This is a genomic window from Pauljensenia sp. 20925_1_27 (assembly GCF_041432835.1).
Taxonomy (GTDB): domain Bacteria; phylum Actinomycetota; class Actinomycetes; order Actinomycetales; family Actinomycetaceae; genus Pauljensenia.
Window position 1 is genome coordinate 19043 of sequence record NZ_JAPWAH010000002.1, and the last position, 22392, is coordinate 41434.

A 22392-nucleotide genomic window follows, 5' to 3' on the forward strand; every position below is an offset into this window, starting at 1 on the left:
CGTTTCATTTACCCTCACTTCTGGAGCCATCCCACAATGTGACCGTAGCGGACGCCACTTTAGTGCGGCCCATGAACCTGCCGAAGGCGCGCACTTGAGGTACGCATCAGCTCGGGAACCGCCACTGCGCGCAGAACTGGAGGTACCAACGACACGGTCGGCCGCGCACTCACTGCGACCTCCACCTCGGTAGCGCTGACATTCACCGCGCTCAGAGTCACCCCATCGCCCACCTTGCATGTGGTATCCGATAGCGCCGCCAGGCCCTCCTCGACCCGAGAACGCACCCCGGCCTCGTCGACTTCGAGCGCGTCCCCTTCCACGAAGAACGCGCCAGTCGAAGCGTTACCACCCCCGACGCTCGCCAGGGCATCGGCGCACGACACAAGCCTGCGATCCTGCATCGCGACCTCGGTCAGAGCGAGGGAGACGAAGAGAAACAGACAGACGAATGCGCAACCCGCACCCATCAGAACGCCGACGCGCCCCTCATCACCCATGGGCAACCACCTCCCGGATGGGAACGCGCGCACTCGAGGACACACCCACACCGGCGCTTCCCAGCCATGCAGGCATATACGGCAGGGGGACACGCACGGACACACGCACGTCGACGACGCCGCCATCCCCCTCGCACCCCACGCAGCTCGAGACCACGTCCGCCTGAGCATCGATCCCAAAGTCCTCAACGATGAGCGCAACGGCATGGGATGCGTCGGCTTCGCGAGCGGGATCCTCGGCGAGAATCGGCGCGGCTTCGCGCGCCCCCGCATCCACCGCCATCGCACCGGCACTCACCTGCCCAACCGCGAGAACAATGTAGAGGACTGGGATGACGAGGACCACCAGGATGCCCAGGAATTCCACGCTGGCGTCCCCGCGCTCACTCACGGCCCCTCCACCAGGGCACGGCCATGAACGGTGAGCCAACGCGGCCCAAAGCCACCGACGAGCGGCAGGCGCGTGCGCACCGTCACCACGAGAACGTCAACTCCCCCATCATCCTCGCGTGCGACGTCGATGTCGCGGTCCTCGGCGGACCCCACGAGAGAATCGAGGAGTTCCCCCGTGCGCACCCGCGCCTCGTCCTCGTCGCCGCCGAGGAGACCACCGCGGCGCGCGCCCTCGGACGCGGCGCTGACGCTCATCGTGCGCACGTGCGAGGCAAAGGCGATCTGGACGAGCAGGAGTATCACCAGGACGACGAGTCCCTGGACGAGGACCGTGGACACGACCTCGGAACCTCGCTCGGGATGCGCGTCAGATGCCTGAAATCGAGTCCATCGCACGGTTAAAGATCTCCACGAGACGCTCCGAGGCGACGCCCCAGATAAGAACGACGAGGGCAGCCGTCATCAGCGTGATGAGCACCCATCCGGGCACGTCACCGCGCTCCCCGAGGGGCATCTTCCTGAGAAATAGCTTCTTCATGACAGTATTTCCTTCCTTCACGGGGTGAAATCCAAGGCAATGAGCCCCGGGTAGAGGGCGAACATGACGGTGACGGGCAAGATGAGAAAGACGACGGGTAGCAGCATCGCGATCTCGCGGCGTCCACCCTCCTCCATGAGGTCGGCGAGGGATCGTTCGCGTTGATCACGCGCCTGATCATGCAGGACCGAGGCCAAGGGTGAACCACGCTCGATCGCGGTCGTGAGCGTTCGGCTCAGGCGCGTGAGAGCGGGCGACTCGGTGCGTTCAACGAGGTCGGAGAGGGCACGCACGGAAGGCGTGCCGTTGCGGATGTGTCCAGCCGTCAGGGACAGCTCCGCCCCCAGCGGCCCACCCGCGCACCCCGCAACCCGCTCGATCGCGGCAGGAATCGACTCCCCCGCCGCGACCGCGAGCGCAAGCAGCTCCGCGCAGTCGGGAACGGCGACGTCGATCGCGCGCTGCCTGGCGTGGGCCCGCACAGTGAGGTAACGATCCATACCGGCAACCCCCAGCAGCGTGCCGACGAGAGCGCACGCGCACAGGGGGATGATTGAGGCGCGCAGCGAGGAGGCGGGGCGCACCGTGAGGGCGAGGCAGGCGAGGATGAGGCCGGCGATCCCGGCGAGCGCCTGGCGTAGCCGAAAGACGGAGACCTCCGGCGTCATGCCCGCCAGGGCGAGACGGCGTGCGACTGACTGCGTGGTCGATCCCAGGGATTCGAGGGCAGCTGCACTGAGGCGCCGCGCCCACGCACTCACCGGTGACGGGGCCTCCTCGCTGACGCGGCCCTGCGCGACTCGGGCCGCGAAAGTGGGACGGCGCGCGAACCAGGCCGCCGCGAGCAGCGCGAGGCCTCCCACGAGCAGTGCGCTGACTGCCACGTCGAGGATGCGGAAAGTCCAGGGGCTCACGATCCACCTCCCAGGTTGCGCGGATCGGTGCTGAGCCGACTCATTGCCTTCATCGCCAGGTAGGCGATGACGCAGATTCCGGCACCCGCGCACAGGACAGCGATACCGCCTGGGGAGTTCCAGACGCTGGCGCTGGCACCTCCTCCGGATAGGAGCAGGAGGACGACCCACGGAGCGGCGATCCCGAGACGAGCCGCCCCAACCGTCCAGGACTGTCGGGCCTCGAGTTCACCACGCACGCGCGCGTCCTCGCGCAGGAGAGCGGCCAGGTCCTGCAGGAGGCGCGTCAGATCAGCACCACCGACGGACCGCGCAATACGCAGCGCCTCGATAATGCGGTCGGCGACGGGGTCTGCGACTTCTGCTTTCATCCGATCGAGCGCGGGAGCAAAACGCCCGTGAGCACTGTAGTCGCGGGAGAAAGCCTCGAAGGCAAAGCGGACGGGGACGGGGCCCTCCTCGGCGAGATCGCACAGCACCTGGGGCAACGAGGTGCCCGCGCGCACGCCGGACACCATCGCATCGATGACCTCCGGCCATGCGGCACGAACGGTTTGAGCGTGTGCGCGCACCCGAGAGACGACCCACGCGTACGGCAGGAAAGACACGCCGAGCGACACGATGAGGGCCACCGGCCATGCGCCGGTGACAGCGAGGACAACCATCGCGACGACCGCCCCGATCACACCGCTCAGCATGACGAGGCGCCCTGCCGTCAGCCCCGGAACACGTGCACGCGCGACGTCCTCACGCACGCGCTTCCACGGCCCCCACGGCCTCCACGCCGGCGCGGGTACGAACCACGGGGAGAGGGCCATCACAAGCCCTATCCCGAATACGAGTCCACACACGATGGCGATCACGCCGTCCCCCACTCCAGCAGGGAGGCCAAGTCGAACCCGGCTGCGGCGAAGCGATCATGCAGATCCAGTCCGCCGCTGCCTCGTTCGCAGCGGATCCCGTCGTACGTAAAGAGCGACGCAGTTTCAATCCGATTACCTTCAACGCGCCCGGGAACCGCGAGAATCTCGGCGATGTGGCGGTGCCCATCGGCTCCTCGTTCAACGTGACACACGAGGTCAATCGACGAGGCCAGGGTCGGCGTGACGAACCCCGTCGTGACATTTTCTCCCGCGAGGAGAGGCAGGATCGAGAGCTTGTCGAGGGCCTCACGCGCCGAGTTAGCGTGCACGGTCGCCATACCCGGAACACCGGCGTTCAGGGCGACGAGGAGATCGAGGGCCTCGGGTCCTCGCACCTCGCCGACGATCAGATATTCGGGGCGCATACGCAGTGACTCGCGCACGAGGTCACGCAGGGTGATCTCCCCCGTGCCCTCCGCACCCGCCGGACGCGTCTGCATCGCGACATGGTCCCAGTTAGCCAGACCCAGCTCGAAGACCTCCTCGCAGGATATGACGCGGCGCGAACGCGGTAGCTCCCCCGCGAGGGCGCGCAGCAGCGTCGTCTTGCCCGCCTGAGTCCCTCCCGAGACGAGCACGGACAGGCCGCAGCTGACGGCGGCCGAGAGGAAGTCGCGCATCGGGGCAGCGACCATCTCCACCGCGACCAGGTCCTCCAGGGTGCGCGCCCGCTGGATGTGTTTGCGGATGTTCACGCTCCACGACGAGCCCGTCACCGGCGGGATGACGACGTGGAGGCGCTCCCCGCCCTCGAGCATCGCGTCCACGAAGGGGCTCGATAGGTCGAGTCTGCGTCCCGAGTGGTGCAGCATCCTCTCCACGAGGGCCCGCACATCCTCGTCCGTGAGAATGAGGCTGGTCAACTCAGCCACACCGCCGCGCGCGACAAACACGCGCGAGGCGGCGTTAATCCATATTTCCTCCACCGACGGATCGTCCATGAGCGCCTGGAGCGGCCCTAGGCCGCAGATGTCGTCCATGAGGTCTGCCTCGATCTGCGCGCGCGCAGCGGGCAACAGGTCGGGTGCATGCCGATCGATGGCACGCTCGATGAGCGCGCGCACCGCCGCAGGATCGCGAGCCGCGTCAATGCCGCCCGCAGCCAATCCCTCTCGGACACGCGCCGCGAGAGAACGCGTCATGGCTTCCATCGCTGCGCCTCCTTGCTACAGACCAAGCCAATGTGTCGAAAGTAACAGAGTTTTTCGGAAAGGAGCAAACCCACACCCACCCAATCTCCCCCGACTCCGCGCGGGGAAGCACTCGCGCGCACTCGCACGCGATACGTTAAGTCAATGACCTCCCCGAAGAGCCCCCTCGAACTGGCAGCCCTGGCCACCGCCGCCGTCCCCGGTATGCGCGTCACCGCCCTGCGCCCGCCCTCCTACAGCGACGAGCTCTCTACCGTGACCGGCATCGAAGACGCCGCAGGCAACCGCTGGATCGTCACCTGCCCCCACGAGGAGGTCTCCGGCCCCGCCCTCGAAGCGACCTCCGGAATCCTCGACCGCCTCGGGCAGGCACACGACCACGACTACATCCCCTTCGACGTGCCCCGACTGGCCGGGCAAGCCAAGCTTGCACATGGCGGAAGCGTCTACGTCCACCGCGATCCGGGCGGCGCCGTCCCCACCGACGAGGACCTCGACACGGACCCGCTCCTGCCCGCCTCTCTCGGACGCGCCCTCGCAGCCCTCCACAACCTCCCCGAGACCGTGTTTTCCGCGATCGGACTGCCCACCTACACGGCCATCGAATGCCGCGACCGCAACCTCGCACTCCTCGACGAGGCCGCCAGCGAGGTCACCATTCCCGCCGCCCTGTGGAGCCGCTGGGAAGCCGCCCTCGAAGACGTCTCCCTCTGGCGATTCCCCGCCGCCCCCGTCCACGGCGACATCCAAGAACACTGCCTGTCCGTCAAACGCGGTTCACTCCTGGCCATCAGCGGCTGGACCAGCGCGCACGTGGGCGACCCCGCCCTCGACATCGCATGGATCCAGGCCACCGCATCCGATGCATTCCTCGAACGCTTCCGCGAAACCTACGGCCACGAGCGCCGCGCCACCGACCTGCACGTCTTTACACGCGCACAGCTCATGAGCGAGATCGCCCTCGTCCGCTGGCTCGTCCACGGCCTCCACGCCGAAGACTCCTCCGTCATCGACGAAGCACGCGCCATGCTCGACGACCTCGCCAAAGACCTCGACGGCGAGCCCCTCCTCCCCTCGCATGCATCCGCAATGGGGGCCCGCATCTCCCTAACCCCCGTCGAGTCCCCCTCCGCCTCGCCGATCGAAGCCTCGAAACCTACGCCGAGCGCGGCGGACGACACCGACGAGGACACCTCCGGCGAACCCACCGTCCCCGTCTCGCGCCCAGCCTCCGCACTCAGGCGCAAGCTCGCACAAGGCGAAGTCGACCCCGCAGCCCCCACCGAACGCCTCAGCCTCGGCCCCGACGGCACGCTTTTGCGCTAACCGCGCCGCGCCGCCCGCGGACCACCCGCCCAGGGGCGCTCCCACGCAACAAACCGGGGCCCGCCAGGTTTCCACCTGACGGCCCCGGCCTCGTTGATTGCCTTGAAGGCGAGCGCCTCAGTCGGAGCGATCATCCCCCTGCCGCGATGCCTCGAGAGCATCGACACGGCGCTGTAGATCCTCCACCTGGAGGCGCAGGATCGCGGCCTCCTCCGTGAGGCGGCGACGATCCTCATCCGAACGCGACAAGTCCACCGAAAAACGCAGCGACAGCAGCAGCAACACCACGCCGGCCACAAAGTAGCCCAAATTCAGCGGAACTACGACGCCCAGCTGCATCGCCGTCCACTTCAGGATCTGCGGGAAAATGGAAAGCAGCGCCGTGAAGAAGGCGATGCAATACCACCACAGACCGTAGCGCTCCTTCAGGCCCGAGTTACGCATCTTGACGAACACCATCACGAGGATGATGATCGCGAACACCAGTCCAAGCACATAGGTGGGTGTCATGCGTTATCTCCCTGTGCCGGCGCGACCTTCTCGCCGGGGCGCGACAGAGAGACCGCGAGGGCCATCGTCGCGCGCACCAGGAAGAGCGCCGATTTGATCGGATTGTGGGAGGGCTCCCCACCGGCCCGAGGATGCATCTGCACGCCAACCTCGCGCACGACCAAGTGTGAGCGCGCCGCAATCACGAGCGCCCCAATCGTGTCACCCAGGTACTCGGCAGGATAGTTATGCGCGAACAGCGACAGAGCCCGAGGACCGTAGAGCTTAAACCCGCTGGTCGTATCGCTCAGGTGGGTCTTGCACACGCGCGAGAGGATCAACGAGAAGAGGTTCATCGCCCACTTACGAGGACCCCGCGCACGATAGTCGCCCTTACCCGCGAAACGGGAACCGATCACGACGTCCGCATGCTCGCGCGAAGCCGTCTCGACGAGCGTGTCGATCTCGCGCGGATCATGCTGTCCGTCCGCGTCGAGCTGGCACGCGTACTCGTACCCCATGCGCTGGGCGTACTGGAAACCGGCGCGCATGGCACCACCGACACCCAGGTTGAGGGGCAGGTCAAGGACGGCGACGCCCGCAGCGCGCGCAATATCGGCAGTCGCATCCGTCGACCCGTCGGAGACCACGAGAATATCCGCGAAGGAAGGCTTCTCAACCTTCACCATTTCGAGGACATCACCGAGCACCTCCTCCTCGTTCCACGCGGGAATAACGATGAGCAGGCGGGATCGAGCACTGGGACGGCTCACTCAGCAGCCCTCGCGCTCAAGCAGCTCGAGCAGGTACGCACCGTAACCGGACTTGACCAGAGGTTCGGCACGCTGGCGCAGACCCTCGTCGTCAATGAAGCCCATACGCCACGCGACCTCTTCGGGGGCGCCGATCTTCATGCCCTGGCGGGCTTCGACCGTACGCACGAACGCAGTGGCGTCGGCGAGGGAATCGAATGTGCCCGTGTCGAGCCACGCGGTGCCGCGCGGCAGGACCTCGACCTTGAGCTTCCCGGCTTCGAGGTAGGAGCGGTTCACGTCGGTAATCTCGTACTCGCCACGCGCACTCGGCTTGAGGTTACGGGCGATCTCGACCACGTCGTTGTCGTAGAAGTACAGGCCGGGCACCGCGTAGTTCGACTTGGGGTTCTCGGGCTTCTCCTCGATGGACAGAGCGTTGAACTCCTCGTCGAATTCCACGACGCCGTACGCACGCGGGTTGGACACGTGGTAGGCGAAGACCGCACCGCCGTCGGGGTCGACGTGGCGGCGCAGCTGCGCGCCCATGCCGGGGCCGTAGAAGATGTTGTCGCCCAGGACCAGGGCGGCGCTGTCATTGCCCACGTGATCGGCACCGAGCACGAAAGCCTGCGCGAGGCCGTTGGGCTCGTGCTGAACCGCGTAGGAGATGTTGACGCCGAGCTGGCTACCGTCACCGAGAAGGCGGTGGAAGGACGGCGCGTCGTGAGGCGTCGTGATGACAAGGACGTCAGAAATTCCCGCCAGCATCAGGGTCGACAGCGGGTAGTAGATCATCGGCTTGTCGTAGACGGGGACGAGCTGCTTCGATGTCCCCAGCGTAATCGGGTTGAGACGGGTGCCCGAGCCGCCCGCCAGGATGATGCCTTTCATGTTGCCTCCGCTTCCCGGCGCGTCCTCGTGTGGGTCGCGCGTCGTTGACAATTATCCCTATCAACGAGTATTTTTCCACAACTTTATCCCTACGCGCGCCCATGGGGCGGCGCACACCGCCACGAGGGTACAGATCGGATAGTATTTACACGGAATGTTGCGTCCGCACAGAAACCTCGCACGTAAGGAAGAACCATGGCGCCCACCACTAAGCCCCTGGGGATTACGACCACGCCGATCCCCGGCTTTTTGCGCATTGACCTGACTGTTCACGGCGATAATCGAGGCTGGTTCAAGGAGAACTGGCAGCGCGAAAAGATGGTCGCGCTGGGTCTGCCGGATTTCGGCCCCGTGCAGAACAACATCTCGTTCAACGACGAGGTTGGAGTAACCCGCGGCATTCACGCGGAGCCGTGGGATAAGTTCGTGTCGGTCGCGACGGGCCGCGTTTTCGGCGCATGGGTGGACCTGCGCGAAGGCCCCTCGTTCGGCACGGTCTACACGACGATCATCGATCCGGGTGTCGCCGTCTTCGTGCCTAAGGGCGTGGGTAACTCCTACCAGACCCTGGAGCCGAACACGGCGTACACGTACCTGGTGAACGATCACTGGTCGCCGGACGCGCGCTACACCTTCCTGAACCTCGCTGACGAGACGGCTGCCGTGGATTGGCCGATCCCGCTCGAGCGCGCCATTCTGTCGGACAAGGACAAGGCCCACCCGCGCATGGCGGACGTGACCCCCTTCCCGGCTCCTGCCCCGGTGGGTCGCCGCGCCCTCGTGACGGGCGCGAACGGACAGCTGGGCCGCGAGCTCATGCGCGCCCTACCCGAGGCGGGTTTCACGGTCACGGGTGTGGACTTGCCCGAGGTGTCGATTTCCGACGCAGAGCAGGTGTCCGCGCTGCCGTGGGACGACATTGACGTGGTCATCAACGCCGCCGCGTGGACGAACGTGGACGGCGCCGAGACGCCCGAGGGACGCCGCGCAACCTGGCAGGCGAACTCGACCGGCCCAGCAGTCCTCGCACGCGAGGCGACGGCTCACGGCGTGACGATGGTTCACATTTCGACGGAGTACGTTTTCGACGGCACGCAGGACGTGCACCTTGAGGACGAGGCCCCCTCTCCCCTGGGCGCGTATGGCCAGTCGAAGGCGGGCGGCGACGCCGCTGTGGCCTCGACCCCCAAGCACTACATCGTGCGCACCTCCTGGGTCGTGGGCGACGGTAAGAACTTCCTGAAGACCATGGCGTCCCTAGCGGATCAGGGCACGTCCCCCTCGGTCGTGTCCGACCAGGTGGGGCGCCTGACCTTCACGTCCGACCTGGCGCGCGGCATCATTCACCTGCTGACCACCGGCGCCGAGTTTGGCACTTACAACCTGTCGGGTGAGGGCCCGGTCATGAGCTGGGCGCAGGTCGCCAAGCGCGTGTTCGAGCTGTGCGGCCGCGATCCGGAAGACGTCACGCCCGTGACCACGGAAGAGTACTTCGCTGGTCGCGAGGTGGCACCGCGCCCCCTGTCCTCCGTCCTGGATCTGACGAAGATCAAGGCCACTGGCTTCACCCCAGAGGATTCCTCGCAGCACATCGACTCCTACGTCGCTTCCCTGCGCGGCTGATTTCTGTAGCGGCGAGGCCCCGGGCGCTTTCCAGAAGCGCCCGGGGCCGTTGCTATGTCCGCGTTCACTGCGTGCGCGTGGGGCTACGGGGACTGCCCGCGTAGCCGGGGCTGCCCGCACATGCCCTAGGGGCGACGGTTGCGAATGGGGGGGCGGCGGTTACGAATGGGGGGGCGGCGGTTACGAATGGGGGGCGGCGTATCCGAATAGGATACGAATATCCGGATAGCTTAATAAGCTATCCAGAAGCGCATAACCTATCCGGATGCGCACAACCTATCCGCGCATGAGCCATCGGCGAGTGAATCGCTGAGAACACACACCCTTCACGATGGCACAACACCGATCAATGATGAGCGGTGCCCTTTGCAGCCATCTCGTCACGAGGATCAGCTAGGAGACATCCGGGGAATAGACCCCTCGTGGCTGGAGAGTCCCCACATAGCGCTTGCCCTTGAAATCATCGACATTATCGTTCTCGGGGTGAGGAACAGGAATCCGGATGCAAGTACTATCCGGATCGGCGAGTTCCCATTCAAGGTTGGGATCCACTTCCCAGGACCCGAGGATGACATGAGCCTTTGTTAGCACAGCGACCAGCTTCCTAATCTTGGGACGCTTGTCAGGGGCGACGTTCCAATACTGTGCTGCACGTTCGATAAACACCTCGCCGGTGTTGCCGCCAAACGCAGAGACGCGCCCTTCGAGAGAGTCCGCAGAGATCGGCACGATGATCGTCCCCCTCATGTCACTCTGAGCGACCTCTCCGTCACGCATGAAAATGGCCGGCCCCAGGTGTTTGCTCGTCTTCGTCCCCGCAATGTTCGTAACCGGCTTGTCGCTCTTCTCGAACAGCTCGTCCTCATCCTTAGCGGCATAGATCGGGTCCAGCCCCATGAGAGAGGCGACATGGATGGCGACAGCCTCGGCCCTGAGCGCATCCTCACGGCTCGAAAACGGCTCGACGGTCTGGCGAATGAGTGTCCCCTCCGTGTCGCGAAGACGCTCGGCGTCGGGATTATGGGGTTCGAACACACGCCCCATGCTCTCACCGATCCCGATGTAGATGCTCCTGCGCTCCTCCTCGTCGCTGCGAGGCGCACCCTCATAGATGTACAACCAGGTTTCTTTGGACATTGCACTCTCCTTGTCGATAGACACACACTGTCTATCTCGCCCTCATCATAGGGCAGATTGCCTGACATTTTGCTCAAACAAGGCTACCCACCACAATTTGACAGAAGCGATGTGCAGCCCGCGCGACCAGGACCAGAACCGGAGGATAACGAGGCCGGGGCCAGCCGCACTCACACGCGCGGCTGGCCCCGGCCTCGTCACGGAACAACTCTCAGAAGTAGGCCTTCATCATAGACACCAGGTCGTAGCCGTAGTTCTTGGCTGCGGCCCAACCGGTATGGCTCGGGTTCTCCTGGATGCCCAGGTGCTCGACGACGGGTGCCGCACCCTTGCGCACGTAGGTGAAGCGCGGGTCGACGACCGCGTTCGCGAGCGACGCCGTGGTCACCGAGGAGTCCGCGTAGGCGCGCAGGTGCTGGACCTGGGCGCGGATGCCGGTGCGCACGTCCGGGAAGGATGCACCCTTCGCGCCGCCACCGACGGCACCGATACCGGAGAAGTTGTACTGACTGACGCTCACGTCGCCGCCGAAGCGCAGCCAGCCCGTTTCCTTCATGGCCTGCACGAAGACCAGCTCGGGGGACACACCCTCGGCCACGGCCTCGTCGTAGACGATGGACGCGAAATCACGGATCGTCGGCGCACCGCCGGCGGCCAGCGCGCTCGGGTAGCTGTACCCGGCCTGATCCCAGGCGTCTTCCATCGCGTCAATAACCTCAGAGCGCGAGGCGGTGGGTGCACTCATGATGAGGCGCTGACCCGCAGCGTTCGTCACGGAGGCGCTGCGCGAGGCGCTGCGGGAGGCCGCAGGAGCACCGCTACCGTCCGCGTAGCCCAGCCACGCGCCGGAGGACGCGAAGTTGGATGCGCGGCCTTCAACGGTGACCGTACCGGTCGCCATGGCACCTGAGCTCGGGTCCAGCCAGTACCAGGCACCGTCGAGGAGCCAACCGGTGCTCATCGCGCCGGAGGACTGCATGTGATACCAGGTGCCACCAACCTTGACCCAGCCGGTCACCATGGCACCGTCCCCGTCCAGGTAGTACCACGTGCCGCCGTCGAGGAGCCAACCGGTGACCATCTGACCGTTGGGCCGCATGTAGTACCAGCGCTTATCATCCTCAGTCAGCTGCCAGCCGGTGAGCATGCGCGCGTCGTCTTCGAAGAGATACCAGGCGCCGCCAACATTGGCCCAACCGATAGCTGCCGCGCCGTTGGCACGCAGCCAGTACCAGTTGTCACCGTCCTTGAGCCAGCCAGTGGCCATGACACCGTCGGAGCCGAGGAAGTACCAGGAGCCGCCGTCCTTCACCCAGCCCGTCGCCATGTCACCCTCGGGACGCAGGTAGTACCACTTGCCGTCTTCCTGCTTCCACCCCGTCACCATGGCGGTGGAGTCATCGAAGAAGTAGCGGCGTCCGTTGATCGTGGACCAGCCGCGGATCGTCCGCTTGTCGGCGCCCGCCCAGTACCAGCGGCCGCCGGTGGAGAACCAGCCGGTCTTGGCGGTGCCGTTGGAGATGAAGCTCCAGGAGTTGCCATCTGCGCGCCAGGTGCCCTTGCTCAGGCCGTACGCCTGGGCGATGCCGGTGGCATCAGCGATGCCGAGTGAGCGCACGAAGTTCGCGTCGCGCAGGAGTGCAGCGTCGGACGGGGAGGTCACGAAGGCGTGCTCGACGATGATGCCGGTCATGTTCTCTTCGCGAGACTGACGGATGATCGCGTAGTAGTCGCCGGTGGAGCCGTCCGGGTAGTCGTAGTAGGGGTTGTCGCGCGTCTTGATGCCGCGGTCGGCCAGCCCGAGGCCGGTGAGCTGCTTCTGGATGGCGTTGGACAGGGCGCGTCCCTGCGTGTGGGTGCCGTAGTTGTACGAGGAGGAGTTCGGGTACCAGATCTCGGCGCCGTTCGCGATGGGCGAGGCCGAGTTGAAGTGGATGGAGACGAGGGCATCTGCATCCGCAGCAGCGGCCATGTCGACGCGGCTCGACAGGTCGGCGCTGGTGTTTTCCGAGGGACGGGTGTCCGTCGTGCGGGTCATGACGACGCGCACGCCGTCGTAGCTTTCCAGTTCTTCCTTCAGGGCCAGGGAAACCGCGAGGGTCAGGTCCTTTTCACGCAGGCCGTTGGCGACCGCACCGGTGTCCGAGCCACCGTGACCGGGGTCGATGGCGATCGTGATGCCAGCTGCGTGCGCCGGTGGCACCAAGGCCGATACGGCGGCACCGAGGGCCAGGGCGAGCCCGGCGACGATGGTCCTCCACGAGGAGCGCATAGTAATCCTTCGAGTTGCTGATGTGACAGTCGTGATTGTAGGTACTTATGGTGTAACTGTAAACATGAGAATAGTTACATGAATAAACTAATATGAACTAATACGATTGCTTTTCCGCATGTGAGACGAGGCCGGGGCACCCCAGAGAACGCCGCGCGGCAACGCTGCGACGTCAGCCACAGAGAAGAGAAACGGCCAGTCCTACGCGAGCGCCGAACGCACCACCGCGGCTGCTGCGCGCGACGAGGCCGAGACCGACCGATGCTCGCGGACCCAGGCGCGCGCGCCACTGCATCCGACCCACGGGGCAGTCCCCGATGCGAGGGCAACCATGGCCTCGGCAATCTCGTCGGCGTCGAGGGAGCACGCTACTCCCAACCCGCCTTCGGCGACGTCTCGAGCCGCCTGCCCAGGACCGGCGTAGATGACGGGGGTTCCCTGCGCGAGAGAGGCGAGGATCTTCGTGGGGTAGGCGTAGTCGTATCCGCCCGGGCGCAGCGAGGCGAGCGTGGCGGTGGCTCGCGCCATCCACCGGTCGGCCTCGTCGGCACTGACCGCAGGAATAAGGTCGACGCCGGCCACGCCCCGCGCACGCTCAGCGAGGGCATCCCATCCGCTGCCCTGCCCCACGAACACCAGGCGCGCATCCCCGAGCCGCCCGCGCGCACGTTCGAAGGCGTCGACAAAGACCTCGGGGGCCAGCCACTGGGCGACCGTGCCCGCGTAGACGAAAACGGAACCTGAGCCGGCGGGGAAGCCTTCAGGCGCCCCGGTGGCCACGGCCTCGGGCACGCGCACGCCGTTGGGGACGACCGCAACGTCGCGGGCACCCAGCTCACGGGCGCGACTCGCAACCCCGTCGGAGACGGCGATGACGCGGCGCGCACCCCGCAGCGCGAAGGACTCTAGGCCAGCTACCGTGCGCACGACCAGGCCGGGAACCCCCGCGAGCGCGGCCGCGTCCGAGACGATGTCGGCGCAGTAGTACACGTAGGGAACGCGGCGGATCGCGCATGCGAGGCGCACGGCGACACCGGTCGTGGGCGGGGGCTCACAGACGACGACATCGGGGCGGGGGCCGACGAGGAGCCGGGCGAGGAGGGGCAGGTCGAAGGACATGTAGGAGACGTATCCTCGCACCGCGCCCGTGCGGTCGCGCAGGACGGGGGCACGGTGCACCTCGACGAGGCCGGGGCGCTCCCCTGCGTCACCGCTGGCGTTCTCGGAGGCTCGGGTTTCCTCGGCTTCTCGGGCGTCGCGGGCGACGGAGGGCGCCAGGCGCGAGGTGAGGACCCGGACCGTATCGCCGCCCGCCGCGAGCGCGCGTGCGAGGGCCCCGAGGCGCAGCGCGGCGGCCGTGGGCTCGGGTGTAAAGGTGCGGGTCGCCAGAGTGACTAGCATGTGGGGTTGGTTCCCCCGCCGATCGTGATGCGCGGGGTGCCCACCCAGGCCTCGGGCGAGGTGATGGCGCGGCCGTCGACGAGGAGTCGCACGCCCGGGAGGTCCGCGGGGGTCAGGTCCCGGTAGGCGGCATGGTCGGCCTGGATGATGGCGACGTCCACGGCCTCGCCGAGGTGGTAGGCCTCCCAGCCGAAGGCTGCCAGCTCCTCGTCGGAATAGAGCGGATCGTGAACGCTGACCTGCGCCCCAGCCTCGCGCAACGCGCCGAAGACGCCGAAGACGCCGGAGAACGCGGTTTCCTTGACCCCGCCGCGGTAGGCGGCACCCAGGACGGCGACGCGCAGGCCCGACAGGGATCCCAGGAGGGCTGCGGCGCGCGCGACCGCGTAGGCGGGCATGGCGGCGTTGGCTGCGCGGGCGGCAGACACGACGGTCGCCTCGGGGTCCCCGGCCAGGTACAGGCGCGGGTAGACGGGGATGCAGTGACCGCCGACAGCGATGCCGGGCCGGTGGATGTGTGAGTAGGGCTGAGAGTTGCACGCCTCGATCACGCGCGCGACATCGATGCCGACAGCGTCCGCATAGCGCGCGAACTGATTGGCCAGGCCGATGTTGACGTCCCGGTACGTGGTCTCGGCGAGCTTGGCCATCTCGGCGGCCTCGGCGCTACCCATGGGCCACACGCCGTTGGGTCGCGGCAGGTCGTCGCGCTCGTCGAAGGAGAGGACGGCCTCGTACAAGCGGACGCCGCGCGCCTCACCGGCCTCGCTCAGTCCACCCACGAGCTTCGGGTAGCGCGCCAGGTCAGCGAACACGCGACCGGTGAGGACGCGCTCGGGCGAGAATACGACGTCGAAGTCGCGGCCCTCGAGCAGGTCGGAGACCTCCTCGATGAGGGGCTTGTAGCGTCCGCGGGTCGTGCCCACGGGCAGGGTCGTCTCGTAGGAGACGAGGGTGCCGGGCGTCAGGTGCTCAGCCATGGAGCGGGTGGCGGCGTCCATGATGGTGAAGTCGGGGCGACTCTCGTCATCGACGACGAGGGGCACGACCATGACGACGGCGTCGGCCCCGGGGATCGCCTCGGCGTACTGCGTCGTGGCGCGCAGGGCACCGGAGGATGCGAGCGGGGGCAGGTACTCGGCGAGGTGCGCCTCGCCCGGGAAGGGTTCTTCTCCCCCGTTGATCAGGGCGACCACGCGGGGGTTCACGTCCACGCCGACGACGGTGTGCCCGCCGCGCGCGTAGTGCACCGCCAGCGGCAGACCGATCTTGCCCATGCCGACGACCGCGATGCGCATGGGGTCCCCTTTCCGTCTCCGGCCTCGTTGTTCCCCTCCAGTGTAGTGCCCCGCCCCACCTACAATGGGGGCGTGGATCGCGCGCTCAACCTTCTGCTCTACCCGTCGAACCTGGCCTCACCCGGCCGACTGGTGAAGATCGCGCGTTCGCTGTCCCCGCTCTTTTCACAGACGCACGTCGTCGGCATCGACCAGGGGGGCCTACCCACGGACGAGGCCGTGGCCCCCACCGTGCGCCTCACTCGGATCCGGGGGGCTTCCCTGGGCGCGCCCCTGGGCGGGGTGAGGGTCGTCGGGGCGTGGGGCGCTCGCGTGTACCGGCGGTTCGCGAGGGAGCGCGTTGCGGCCGTCTCCGCGCAGAACCTGTTCCTGCTGCCGCTGGCGCACGCGTTGGCGCGGCGCACGGGCGCGGTATTTGCTTACAACGCGCACGAGTTGGAGACGGAGACGGTGGGGTCGGCGGGACTGCGCCAGCGCCTCCAGCGCGTGATCGAGCGCCGCTATATCCGCCGCGCGGACGTGGTGTCCGTGGTCAATGAGTCGATCGCACAGTGGTACCGCGAGGCCTACCCGGGCGTCGAACCGGTCGTCGTGACGAACGCGCCGACGGGGACGGGCGGGGTTATCGACCTGCGGGCGCGGCTGGGGATCCCGGAGGGCGAGCTCCTGTACCTGCATTCGGGATACCTGGCGCCGGGGCGCAACATTCCCCTGATTCTGCGCGCCTTCGCTCAGGTGGGGGCGCACGTGGTCTTCGTCGGGGAGGGCGCCCTGCTGGACGAGGTCGAGCGCGCGGCCGCCGCACACCCGACCATTCACCGCCTGCCTCCCGTGGAGCCGGACCAGGTGCTCGCCATGACGCGCGGGGCTGACGTGGCGCTGTGCCTCATCGAGTCCGGGTGCCTGTCGCACCGCTTGTCCACGCCCAACAAGATGATGGAGGCCTTCGCGGCAGGCATCCCCGCGCTGTGTTCTCCCCTGTCCGAGGCCCGCCGATACCTGGGCGATCAGGCCGGCACGTGGGTGCTGGAGGATCCCGAGCGCGACCTCGTGCGCGCGCTGGAGCGCATCACGCGGGCGGACATCGAGGCTTTTTCAGCCCCGGAAATCCCGACATGGGAGGAGGGTGCCGCGCGCCTGCGCGAGGCCTACGAGCGAGCCCTCGCCGCGCGAGCGACACATCGATAGTTCCCCCAAAATCTCGCAGGTAATTTGGGTTCACTAACTTTTCTTAGCATTCCTAAAAATGGCAGAATATCAAGGTTTTTAACCTTACACAGAAATGGACCACATGGGAATTGCATGCGACTTTTGGGGAAGAAGAGGTGTGTCACGAGGCCGGTCGGGTGTGTCACGAGGCCGCTAGATCGCCTGTTTCACAAGGGTTTCACGAGGCCGGGTGGGGTTTCACGAGGCCGGGTGGGGTTTCACGAGGCCGGGTGGGGGTTTCACACGGTCCGAGGCCGGGTGGGGGTTTCACACGGTCCGAGGCCGCGCGCCGTCCCCGCGGTCGTAAGCGCGTGCCGTCACGACAGCCATGACGAGCATCCCCACCAACAACACGGCCATCAGGGCCCCCAGCACGGTAACCGTGGTCTCGACGCCGTAGGGGCTGCACGCGAGCCACGCCAGGGGCGCGGCGCAGTACACGCACGCGAAGGCCAGCATGCGACGCTGGTGGTAGGTCGCGACGAACACGTTCGACAGCGGCGAGGTCGCTACCGTGAGCGCCAGCCAGGGGGCCAGGGATCGCGCGAAGTATCCGGCCGCCTCCCAGCGTGCCCCGAACACGAAGGGGAAGAGCGCCGGGCTGACCCACGCGAGGAGGGCGAACACAGGGATCGAGCAAGCCAGGGCGATGCTGCCGACGCGCACCACCACGCGGGTCATCTGCCCAGCGGGCGTATCCGACAGGCGCGGCAGATACACCTGCGACAGCGCCCCCGCGATGAGGGCGACCGGGGCCTGCAGGGCCAGCCACGCCATGTTGAATTGTCCGAGCGAAGCCACGGAATACGTGGCAATCAGCAGAGGGATCGCGCTCGTGCGCACAGCGTCGACGACGACGTTGGGCACACCCACGAGGGCCATCTTGCGGTAGCGCGAGGCCACCTCACGCAGGGTCGGATCCGCAGCCTCGCGCTCGCGGGCGTCGCGGGCGCGCCACGACAGGCAGGCGACGGCGAGGCCCTGGCCAGCGATCGTCGCACCGATGGCGGCACCCAGGCCACCGCCAGCCAGGAAACCGCACAGCAGCTGCAGGGCCGCGATCCCGAGGGAGCGCACGACCGACGAGCTCGCGATCGCCTGGAAGCGCCGGTGGCGGGTCAGCCAGTAGGAGCACACCTGTCCCTGGGCCAGGAACAGGACGGAGACGCCGACGGCGAGCATCCAGCCCGCGAGCGCGGCCCCGTAGCGCGCACTCACCCACGGCCAGGCGGCGGCCGCGATCAAGGTGGCCAGCGCGGAGGCGACTGCCGCGCAGCGCGAGGCCAGGCGGGCCAGGGAACGGGCCGAGGCCTCGTCGCCGGGGACGGGCAGCACGATGCTGAGGTCGAAGCGGGCACCCGCGACGGCGGCGCCGAGCGTGGCGGCAGATGTGAAGATGCCCAGGTACCCCAGGTCCGTGTCCGTGTAGAGGCGGGCGATGCCGATCTGAGCGACGAAGGCGATGACCTGGGCGAGGAGGGTGCCGCCAAGAAGGGTGAGCACCTGCGCGAAGACGCCTGAGCGGGCAGAGCGGGCAGGTGCGTTCGTCATGGATTCATTTAATCACCTGGGGCGCGCGGCTTGCCCCTAGGATGGGGGCATGCCCACTCCCCGCTCCGCGCCCGCCGCCGGGTGGAACTCGTGAGGGTCGCCCTGACGAAGGGAACCCTCCTGGTTCCCCCGACCTACTTCGCGCTCTCGCACGCGCTCGCGATGCCCCAGCTCGATTGGCGTGCTTTCACGCTCGCGGCACGCATCGCCGATCCGGCCGTCACGCTCCCGATCGTCGAGGCAGCCCCCCGCGCGCTCGGCGGCTCGCTCCCGCTTCGCGTGGCAGCGCAGGCACGAGGCCTAGGCCGGATGTACCGTGCAATCAGCGCGTGGGGTCCGGACGTCATTCACCAGCAGCAGGCGACCTGGTCTCTGCCAGCTGTGGGGGCGGCACGCGACACGGGCGCGCCCCTCGTGGTGACGCTGCACGGCGGGGACGCCTACCGCAGGCTCGGGCGCGGCGCGGGTGCCGCGTGGAACGCACGTAACCGCACCGCCGCCTTTGAGGGAGCGACCCGGCTGCTGGCCGTCTCCCGTTATCTGGCGGATGTCGCGTTAGGCGCGGGAGCACATCCGGAGCGCCTGAGCGTCCACTATCAGGGCGTGGACACGCACTGGTGGACGCCAGCCACCACGCCAGCCATTGATTCGTATGAGGAGCCCATCATCCTGTTTGTGGGCGCGCTCAGCCGCCTCAAGGGCGCAGGCGACCTGGCCCGGGCCTCGTCGACTCTGGTGGGTCGTCGCCCACATCGCCTCGTGTTCGTCGGTGAGGGGCCGTTGACCCCCTCACTGCGCGCGCACGCACCCGCCCACGTGACGTTCACGGGCCGACTGGATCGCGAAGGGGTACGCGACTGGATGCGCCGCGCCCACGTCCTCGTCCTGCCCACGAAGCCGACGCAGGGGCGGCAGGAGGCCGCCGGCCTCGTCCTGCTCGAGGCACAGGCGTGCGGTGTTCCCGTCATCGCCTATTCCACGGGCGGCACGCCGGAGATGATCGCGCCCGGGGCCTCGCTGCTGACGGCCGAACGCTCGCCGAATGCTCTCGTCCGCTCCATCGACGAGGCCTTGGCGTGGTCGACGGACGAGCGCGCGGATCGCGGGGCGGCGTGCCGCGAATGGGTGACGCGCGAGCGCTCACTGCGAGGCGCAACCGCGCAGCTACGTGCGATCTACGATGACCTCACGCTGTAGCGCAGCACCCTAGAGGTCGATGGAACGCCCTGTGTTGGCAGACGTCAGGATGGCTTCGACGACGCGTAGGTTGTCCAGGGCCTCGTCCATGGTGACGTGCTCGCTGGCCACGCCGAGGATCGCGTCGCGGAAGCGCTCGTGTTCGAGGGCGAGGGGTTCGCGCTTGGTGAGCGCGTAGCGCACGACCTGCCCCTCGCTGACTCCGCGGAACGCGGCGATCGCGTCCCACTGCAGGGGCGCATGACCGTTCTCGTAGAAGGTCAGGTCCCCCATCGCGGTGTCGGCGACGAGTGCGCCGCGTTCCCCCGTCACGATCGTCGTGCGGTCCTTGTACGGGGTGAGCCAGTTGACGAGGTGATTGACGAGGATGCCGCCGGCAAGCACGCCCGAGGCGACCATCATGTCCTCGTGCACTCGCCCCGAGCGCGCGGACGTGCGCGCGTAGATGCTCTCGTAGGGGGCACCCGCCACCCAGGCGGCCAGGTCTACGTCGTGCGTGGCCAGGTCTTTGACGACGCCGACGTCGCTGATGCGGGCGGGGAAAGGCGACTGGCGGCGTGTCGCGATCTGCTCGATCTCGCCGAGCTGCCCCTCCGCGATGCGCCGACGCATGTCGATGAGCGCGGGGTTGCAGCGCTCGACGTAGCCAACGGCGCCCACGAGGCCCGCGGCCGCGAAGGCGTCACGGATACGGCGGCCCGCCTCGACGCTCGTGGCGAGGGGCTTTTCGACGAGGGTATGCACCCCGGCCTCGGCGAGCGCCAGGGCTGCGGCCTCGTGGTGGGCGGTGGGAGCGGCGACGATCGCGGCGTCGATACCGGCCTCGATCAGCTCCTCGACGCCACCTAGGACGGGCAGGTCACCGGCGACGCCGAAGCGGTCGCCACCCGGGTCAGCGAGGGCGACGAGCTCCACGCCGGCGGTCGCGCGGGCGTTGCGCACGTGGTGTCGACCCATCGAGCCGATGCCAAGGATTCCCAGCCGAATGGCCATGTCAGGCCCCCGCTTCCGCGAGCGCGTTGACGCCCTCCACGATGCGTTCCAGCTCGCCGGAAGTCAGGGAGGGGTAGATCGGCAGGGAGAGCACCTGATCCGCGGCCTCGCGCGTGGCGGGCAGCTCCACGTCGAGGGCGAAACGGGCAAGGGAAGGCAGCTCGTGGTTCGGGATCGGGTAGTAGACGCCCGATCCGACGCCGTACTCCTCGCGCAGGGCTGCGGCAAAGCCGTCGCGGTCCTCGGCCACGCGGATCGTGTACTGGTGGTAGACGTGGGTGGCGCCGGGAGCAACGTGCGGGACGGTGACGCCGCGCAGGTGTGCGTCCAGGAAAGCCGCGTTGCCTTGACGCGCGTGCGTCCAAGCGCCGACCTTGGTGAGCTGAACGCGCCCGATCGCCGCGTGGATGTCGGTCATGCGGTTATTGAGGCCCACGATCTCGTTGGCGTAGCGCGTCTCCATGCCCTGGTTGCGTGCGAGGCGCACGCCTCGGATGATGCCGGGGTCGGCGGAGGTGACCATGCCGCCCTCGCCGCTGGTCATGTTCTTCGTCGGGTAGAAGGAGAAGGCCGCGAAGGTGCCGAAGGAGCCGACCGCGCGCCCGTGCAGGCTCGCGCCGTGGGCCTGTGCGGCGTCCTCAAAGATCATGAGGCCGTGGGAATCAGCGATCGCCCGGAGCGCGTCCATGGGCGCGGGGTGTCCGTAGAGGTGGACGGGCATGATGGCGCGCGTACGCTCAGTGATCGAGGCTTCGACGGCGGCCGGGGAGAGCGTGAAGGTGAGCGGGTCAATGTCGGCGAAGACGGGGGTCGCGCCCGTGATGGCCACCGAGTTCGCTGTGGCCGCGAAGGTGAAGGAGGGGACGATGACCTCGTCGCCCGGCCCGATTCCCGCGGCGAGCAGTCCCAGGTGCAGGGCGGAGGTCCCCGAGTTGACCGCGACGGCTCGAGTTCCGGGCACGAGTGCAGCGGCGAACTCGTCCTCGAAGGCTGCCACCTGCGGGCCCTGGGCGATCATGCCCGTGCGCATGACGGCCGCGACCGCGTCGATCTCCTCCTCGCCGATCTGTGGGCGAGCGGGCGGGATGAACGGCTGCGTCATAGCTGGTCCTCACGGGTCTGGGCGGGTGTCGCGGGTGCGCTCGGGGACGAGGCCGGGGCCTCCTCGGGCGACAGGGCGCCGTTTCGCTCAACGTAGCGCCGTCCCGTGGCCGGGCACACCCAGGTGCGGTTCCCGGCCTCGTTCCTGGGTGCCTCGTCGGCGGCCACGAGCGGCACGCCGGCCTCGCCAACCCACCCGACGCGACGCGCGGGCACGCCGACGACGAGGGCGTAGGGTGCCACGTCTGACGTGACGACCGCGCCCGCACCGACCGACGCCCACTCGCCAATGCGCACGGGAGCCACGCACACGGCACGGGCACCGATGGCGGCGCCTCGTTCGACGGTGACGCCGACGCGTTCCCAGTCGCTCGCGCTCTTGAGGCTCCCGTCGGGGTTGATCGCGCGGGGGCAGTGGTCGTTCGTGAAGACGGCCGCGGGGCCGACGAACACACCGTCAGCCAGGGAGGCGGGCTCGTAGATGAGGGCGTAGTTCTGGATCTTGCAGCGATTCCCGACGCGCACGCCTTCGCCGATGTATGCACCCCGACCGACGATCGTCTCTGCGCCGATGGATGCATCTTCTCGAACCTGGGCGAGATGCCACACGCGGGCGCTGGGGGCCACCATCGCACTGGGCGCCACGTCGGCGCTGGGCTCGATCACGGTGCTTCCCTCTCCTTGTTGCTGCACGCGCGGGTGCGTTCACAGATACCCAACACTATAGGCG

22 protein-coding genes are annotated in these 22392 nt (G+C 67.6%); 4 read left to right on the top strand and 18 right to left on the bottom strand.

The genetic code is table 11. The features are described 5' to 3' along the window. Positions 1-59 precede the first annotated feature (59 nt). From O3684_RS01600 to O3684_RS01630, 7 genes are read right to left on the bottom strand one after another with little or no spacing between them, the layout of a single operon-like run. Complete coding sequence (locus O3684_RS01600; RefSeq protein WP_500064602.1) at positions 60-500, bottom strand: hypothetical protein; 441 nt, start codon at positions 498-500, stop codon at positions 60-62. Beyond that, positions 493-891, bottom strand: coding sequence for a 1-hydroxy-2-methyl-2-(E)-butenyl 4-diphosphate synthase (locus tag O3684_RS01605; RefSeq protein WP_500064603.1), 399 nt, complete (start codon positions 889-891; stop codon positions 493-495). Before O3684_RS01605 ends, O3684_RS01600 begins: the two co-directional genes overlap by 8 nt. Next, the gene (locus tag O3684_RS01610) at positions 888-1232 is read right to left on the bottom strand and encodes an ABC transporter (protein WP_500064605.1); all 345 of its coding nucleotides are present in this window, start codon (positions 1230-1232) and stop codon (positions 888-890) included. The genes O3684_RS01605 and O3684_RS01610 overlap by 4 nt, the downstream gene beginning before the upstream one ends. Positions 1233-1260: 28 nt before the next feature. Next, positions 1261-1431: a hypothetical protein gene (locus O3684_RS01615; RefSeq protein WP_500064606.1), complete on the bottom strand. Its 171-nt coding sequence runs from the start codon at positions 1429-1431 to the stop codon at positions 1261-1263. 17 nt (positions 1432-1448) lie between these two features. Further along, entirely contained in the window at positions 1449-2345 is an 897-nt protein-coding gene (locus O3684_RS01620; protein ID WP_500064608.1) for a type II secretion system F family protein, read from the bottom strand. Continuing rightward, on the bottom strand, positions 2342-3163 hold the full coding sequence (locus O3684_RS01625; protein ID WP_500064610.1) for a type II secretion system F family protein: 822 nt from the start codon (positions 3161-3163) through the stop codon (positions 2342-2344). Before O3684_RS01625 ends, O3684_RS01620 begins: the two co-directional genes overlap by 4 nt. Positions 3164-3204: 41 nt before the next feature. After that, on the bottom strand, positions 3205-4419 hold the full coding sequence (locus O3684_RS01630; protein WP_500064611.1) for a TadA family conjugal transfer-associated ATPase: 1215 nt from the start codon (positions 4417-4419) through the stop codon (positions 3205-3207). A 144-nt stretch (positions 4420-4563) separates the two neighbouring features. Here O3684_RS01630 and O3684_RS01635 point away from each other — a divergent pair, with 144 nt between their 5' ends. Beyond that, the gene (locus tag O3684_RS01635) at positions 4564-5745 is read left to right on the top strand and encodes a phosphotransferase (protein WP_500064612.1); all 1182 of its coding nucleotides are present in this window, start codon (positions 4564-4566) and stop codon (positions 5743-5745) included. 117 nt (positions 5746-5862) lie between these two features. Here the strand turns inward: O3684_RS01635 and O3684_RS01640 are convergent, their stop codons facing one another. From O3684_RS01640 to rfbA, 3 genes are read right to left on the bottom strand one after another with little or no spacing between them, the layout of a single operon-like run. Beyond that, positions 5863-6255: a DUF2304 domain-containing protein gene (locus tag O3684_RS01640; RefSeq protein ID WP_500064614.1), complete on the bottom strand. Its 393-nt coding sequence runs from the start codon at positions 6253-6255 to the stop codon at positions 5863-5865. Then, a complete protein-coding gene (locus O3684_RS01645) occupies positions 6252-7007 on the bottom strand; it encodes a glycosyltransferase family 2 protein (RefSeq protein WP_500064616.1) in 756 nt (251 codons plus the stop codon). The genes O3684_RS01640 and O3684_RS01645 overlap by 4 nt, the downstream gene beginning before the upstream one ends. Further along, positions 7008-7880 carry a glucose-1-phosphate thymidylyltransferase RfbA gene (rfbA, locus tag O3684_RS01650; protein ID WP_500063062.1) on the bottom strand — a complete coding sequence of 291 codons (873 nt, stop codon included), beginning with the start codon at positions 7878-7880 and terminating at the stop codon, positions 7008-7010. Positions 7881-8075: 195 nt separating this feature from the next. On the opposite strand from rfbA, the gene O3684_RS01655 reads away from it, so the two are divergent. Beyond that, complete coding sequence (locus tag O3684_RS01655) at positions 8076-9503, top strand: sugar nucleotide-binding protein (protein WP_500064618.1); 1428 nt, start codon at positions 8076-8078, stop codon at positions 9501-9503. Positions 9504-9896: 393 nt separating this feature from the next. On the opposite strand, the gene O3684_RS01660 is transcribed toward O3684_RS01655, so the two are convergent. The 4 genes from O3684_RS01660 to O3684_RS01675 form a co-directional block, all read right to left on the bottom strand. Then, positions 9897-10640, bottom strand: coding sequence for a hypothetical protein (locus O3684_RS01660; RefSeq protein ID WP_500064620.1), 744 nt, complete (start codon positions 10638-10640; stop codon positions 9897-9899). A 211-nt stretch (positions 10641-10851) separates the two neighbouring features. Then, a complete protein-coding gene (locus O3684_RS01665; RefSeq protein WP_500064621.1) occupies positions 10852-12912 on the bottom strand; it encodes an N-acetylmuramoyl-L-alanine amidase in 2061 nt (686 codons plus the stop codon). 201 nt (positions 12913-13113) lie between these two features. After that, positions 13114-14313 carry a glycosyltransferase gene (locus tag O3684_RS01670; RefSeq protein WP_500064623.1) on the bottom strand — a complete coding sequence of 400 codons (1200 nt, stop codon included), beginning with the start codon at positions 14311-14313 and terminating at the stop codon, positions 13114-13116. Then, complete coding sequence (locus O3684_RS01675) at positions 14307-15611, bottom strand: nucleotide sugar dehydrogenase (protein ID WP_500064625.1); 1305 nt, start codon at positions 15609-15611, stop codon at positions 14307-14309. The genes O3684_RS01670 and O3684_RS01675 overlap by 7 nt, the downstream gene beginning before the upstream one ends. Before the next feature lie 45 nt (positions 15612-15656). On the opposite strand from O3684_RS01675, the gene O3684_RS01680 reads away from it, so the two are divergent. Continuing rightward, positions 15657-16799: a glycosyltransferase family 4 protein gene (locus O3684_RS01680; RefSeq protein WP_500064627.1), complete on the top strand. Its 1143-nt coding sequence runs from the start codon at positions 15657-15659 to the stop codon at positions 16797-16799. 288 nt (positions 16800-17087) lie between these two features. On the opposite strand, the gene O3684_RS01685 is transcribed toward O3684_RS01680, so the two are convergent. Then, entirely contained in the window at positions 17088-18371 is a 1284-nt protein-coding gene (locus tag O3684_RS01685; RefSeq protein WP_500064628.1) for a lipopolysaccharide biosynthesis protein, read from the bottom strand. 90 nt (positions 18372-18461) lie between these two features. On the opposite strand from O3684_RS01685, the gene O3684_RS01690 reads away from it, so the two are divergent. Next, on the top strand, positions 18462-19568 hold the full coding sequence (locus O3684_RS01690) for a glycosyltransferase (protein ID WP_500064630.1): 1107 nt from the start codon (positions 18462-18464) through the stop codon (positions 19566-19568). A gap of 9 nt (positions 19569-19577) precedes the next feature. On the opposite strand, the gene O3684_RS01695 is transcribed toward O3684_RS01690, so the two are convergent. The 3 genes from O3684_RS01695 to O3684_RS01705 are packed head-to-tail and all read right to left on the bottom strand — an operon-like array spanning position 19578 to position 22328. Then, a complete protein-coding gene (locus O3684_RS01695) occupies positions 19578-20561 on the bottom strand; it encodes a Gfo/Idh/MocA family protein (protein ID WP_500064631.1) in 984 nt (327 codons plus the stop codon). Between the two features lies 1 nt (position 20562). Next, complete coding sequence (locus O3684_RS01700; RefSeq protein ID WP_500064632.1) at positions 20563-21663, bottom strand: DegT/DnrJ/EryC1/StrS family aminotransferase; 1101 nt, start codon at positions 21661-21663, stop codon at positions 20563-20565. Further along, positions 21660-22328: an acyltransferase gene (locus tag O3684_RS01705; RefSeq protein ID WP_500064634.1), complete on the bottom strand. Its 669-nt coding sequence runs from the start codon at positions 22326-22328 to the stop codon at positions 21660-21662. Before O3684_RS01705 ends, O3684_RS01700 begins: the two co-directional genes overlap by 4 nt. Positions 22329-22392 lie beyond the last annotated feature (64 nt).

Coding starts and splice junctions, on each gene's coding strand:
- O3684_RS01675 (WP_500064625.1), bottom strand. CDS start 15,611: ATGCGCATCGCGGTCGTCGGCATGGGCAAGATCGGTCTGCCGCTGGCG.
- O3684_RS01670 (WP_500064623.1), bottom strand. CDS start 14,313: ATGCTAGTCACTCTGGCGACCCGCACCTTTACACCCGAGCCCACGGCC.
- O3684_RS01665 (WP_500064621.1), bottom strand. CDS start 12,912: ATGCGCTCCTCGTGGAGGACCATCGTCGCCGGGCTCGCCCTGGCCCTC.
- O3684_RS01600 (WP_500064602.1), bottom strand. CDS start 500: ATGGGTGATGAGGGGCGCGTCGGCGTTCTGATGGGTGCGGGTTGCGCA.
- O3684_RS01695 (WP_500064631.1), bottom strand. CDS start 20,561: ATGGCCATTCGGCTGGGAATCCTTGGCATCGGCTCGATGGGTCGACAC.
- O3684_RS01615 (WP_500064606.1), bottom strand. CDS start 1,431: ATGAAGAAGCTATTTCTCAGGAAGATGCCCCTCGGGGAGCGCGGTGAC.
- O3684_RS01630 (WP_500064611.1), bottom strand. CDS start 4,419: ATGGAAGCCATGACGCGTTCTCTCGCGGCGCGTGTCCGAGAGGGATTG.
- O3684_RS01640 (WP_500064614.1), bottom strand. CDS start 6,255: ATGACACCCACCTATGTGCTTGGACTGGTGTTCGCGATCATCATCCTC.
- O3684_RS01660 (WP_500064620.1), bottom strand. CDS start 10,640: ATGTCCAAAGAAACCTGGTTGTACATCTATGAGGGTGCGCCTCGCAGC.
- O3684_RS01635 (WP_500064612.1), top strand. CDS start 4,564: ATGACCTCCCCGAAGAGCCCCCTCGAACTGGCAGCCCTGGCCACCGCC.
- O3684_RS01685 (WP_500064628.1), bottom strand. CDS start 18,371: ATGACGAACGCACCTGCCCGCTCTGCCCGCTCAGGCGTCTTCGCGCAG.
- O3684_RS01625 (WP_500064610.1), bottom strand. CDS start 3,163: ATGGCCCTCTCCCCGTGGTTCGTACCCGCGCCGGCGTGGAGGCCGTGG.
- O3684_RS01700 (WP_500064632.1), bottom strand. CDS start 21,663: ATGACGCAGCCGTTCATCCCGCCCGCTCGCCCACAGATCGGCGAGGAG.
- O3684_RS01655 (WP_500064618.1), top strand. CDS start 8,076: ATGGCGCCCACCACTAAGCCCCTGGGGATTACGACCACGCCGATCCCC.
- rfbA (WP_500063062.1), bottom strand. CDS start 7,880: ATGAAAGGCATCATCCTGGCGGGCGGCTCGGGCACCCGTCTCAACCCG.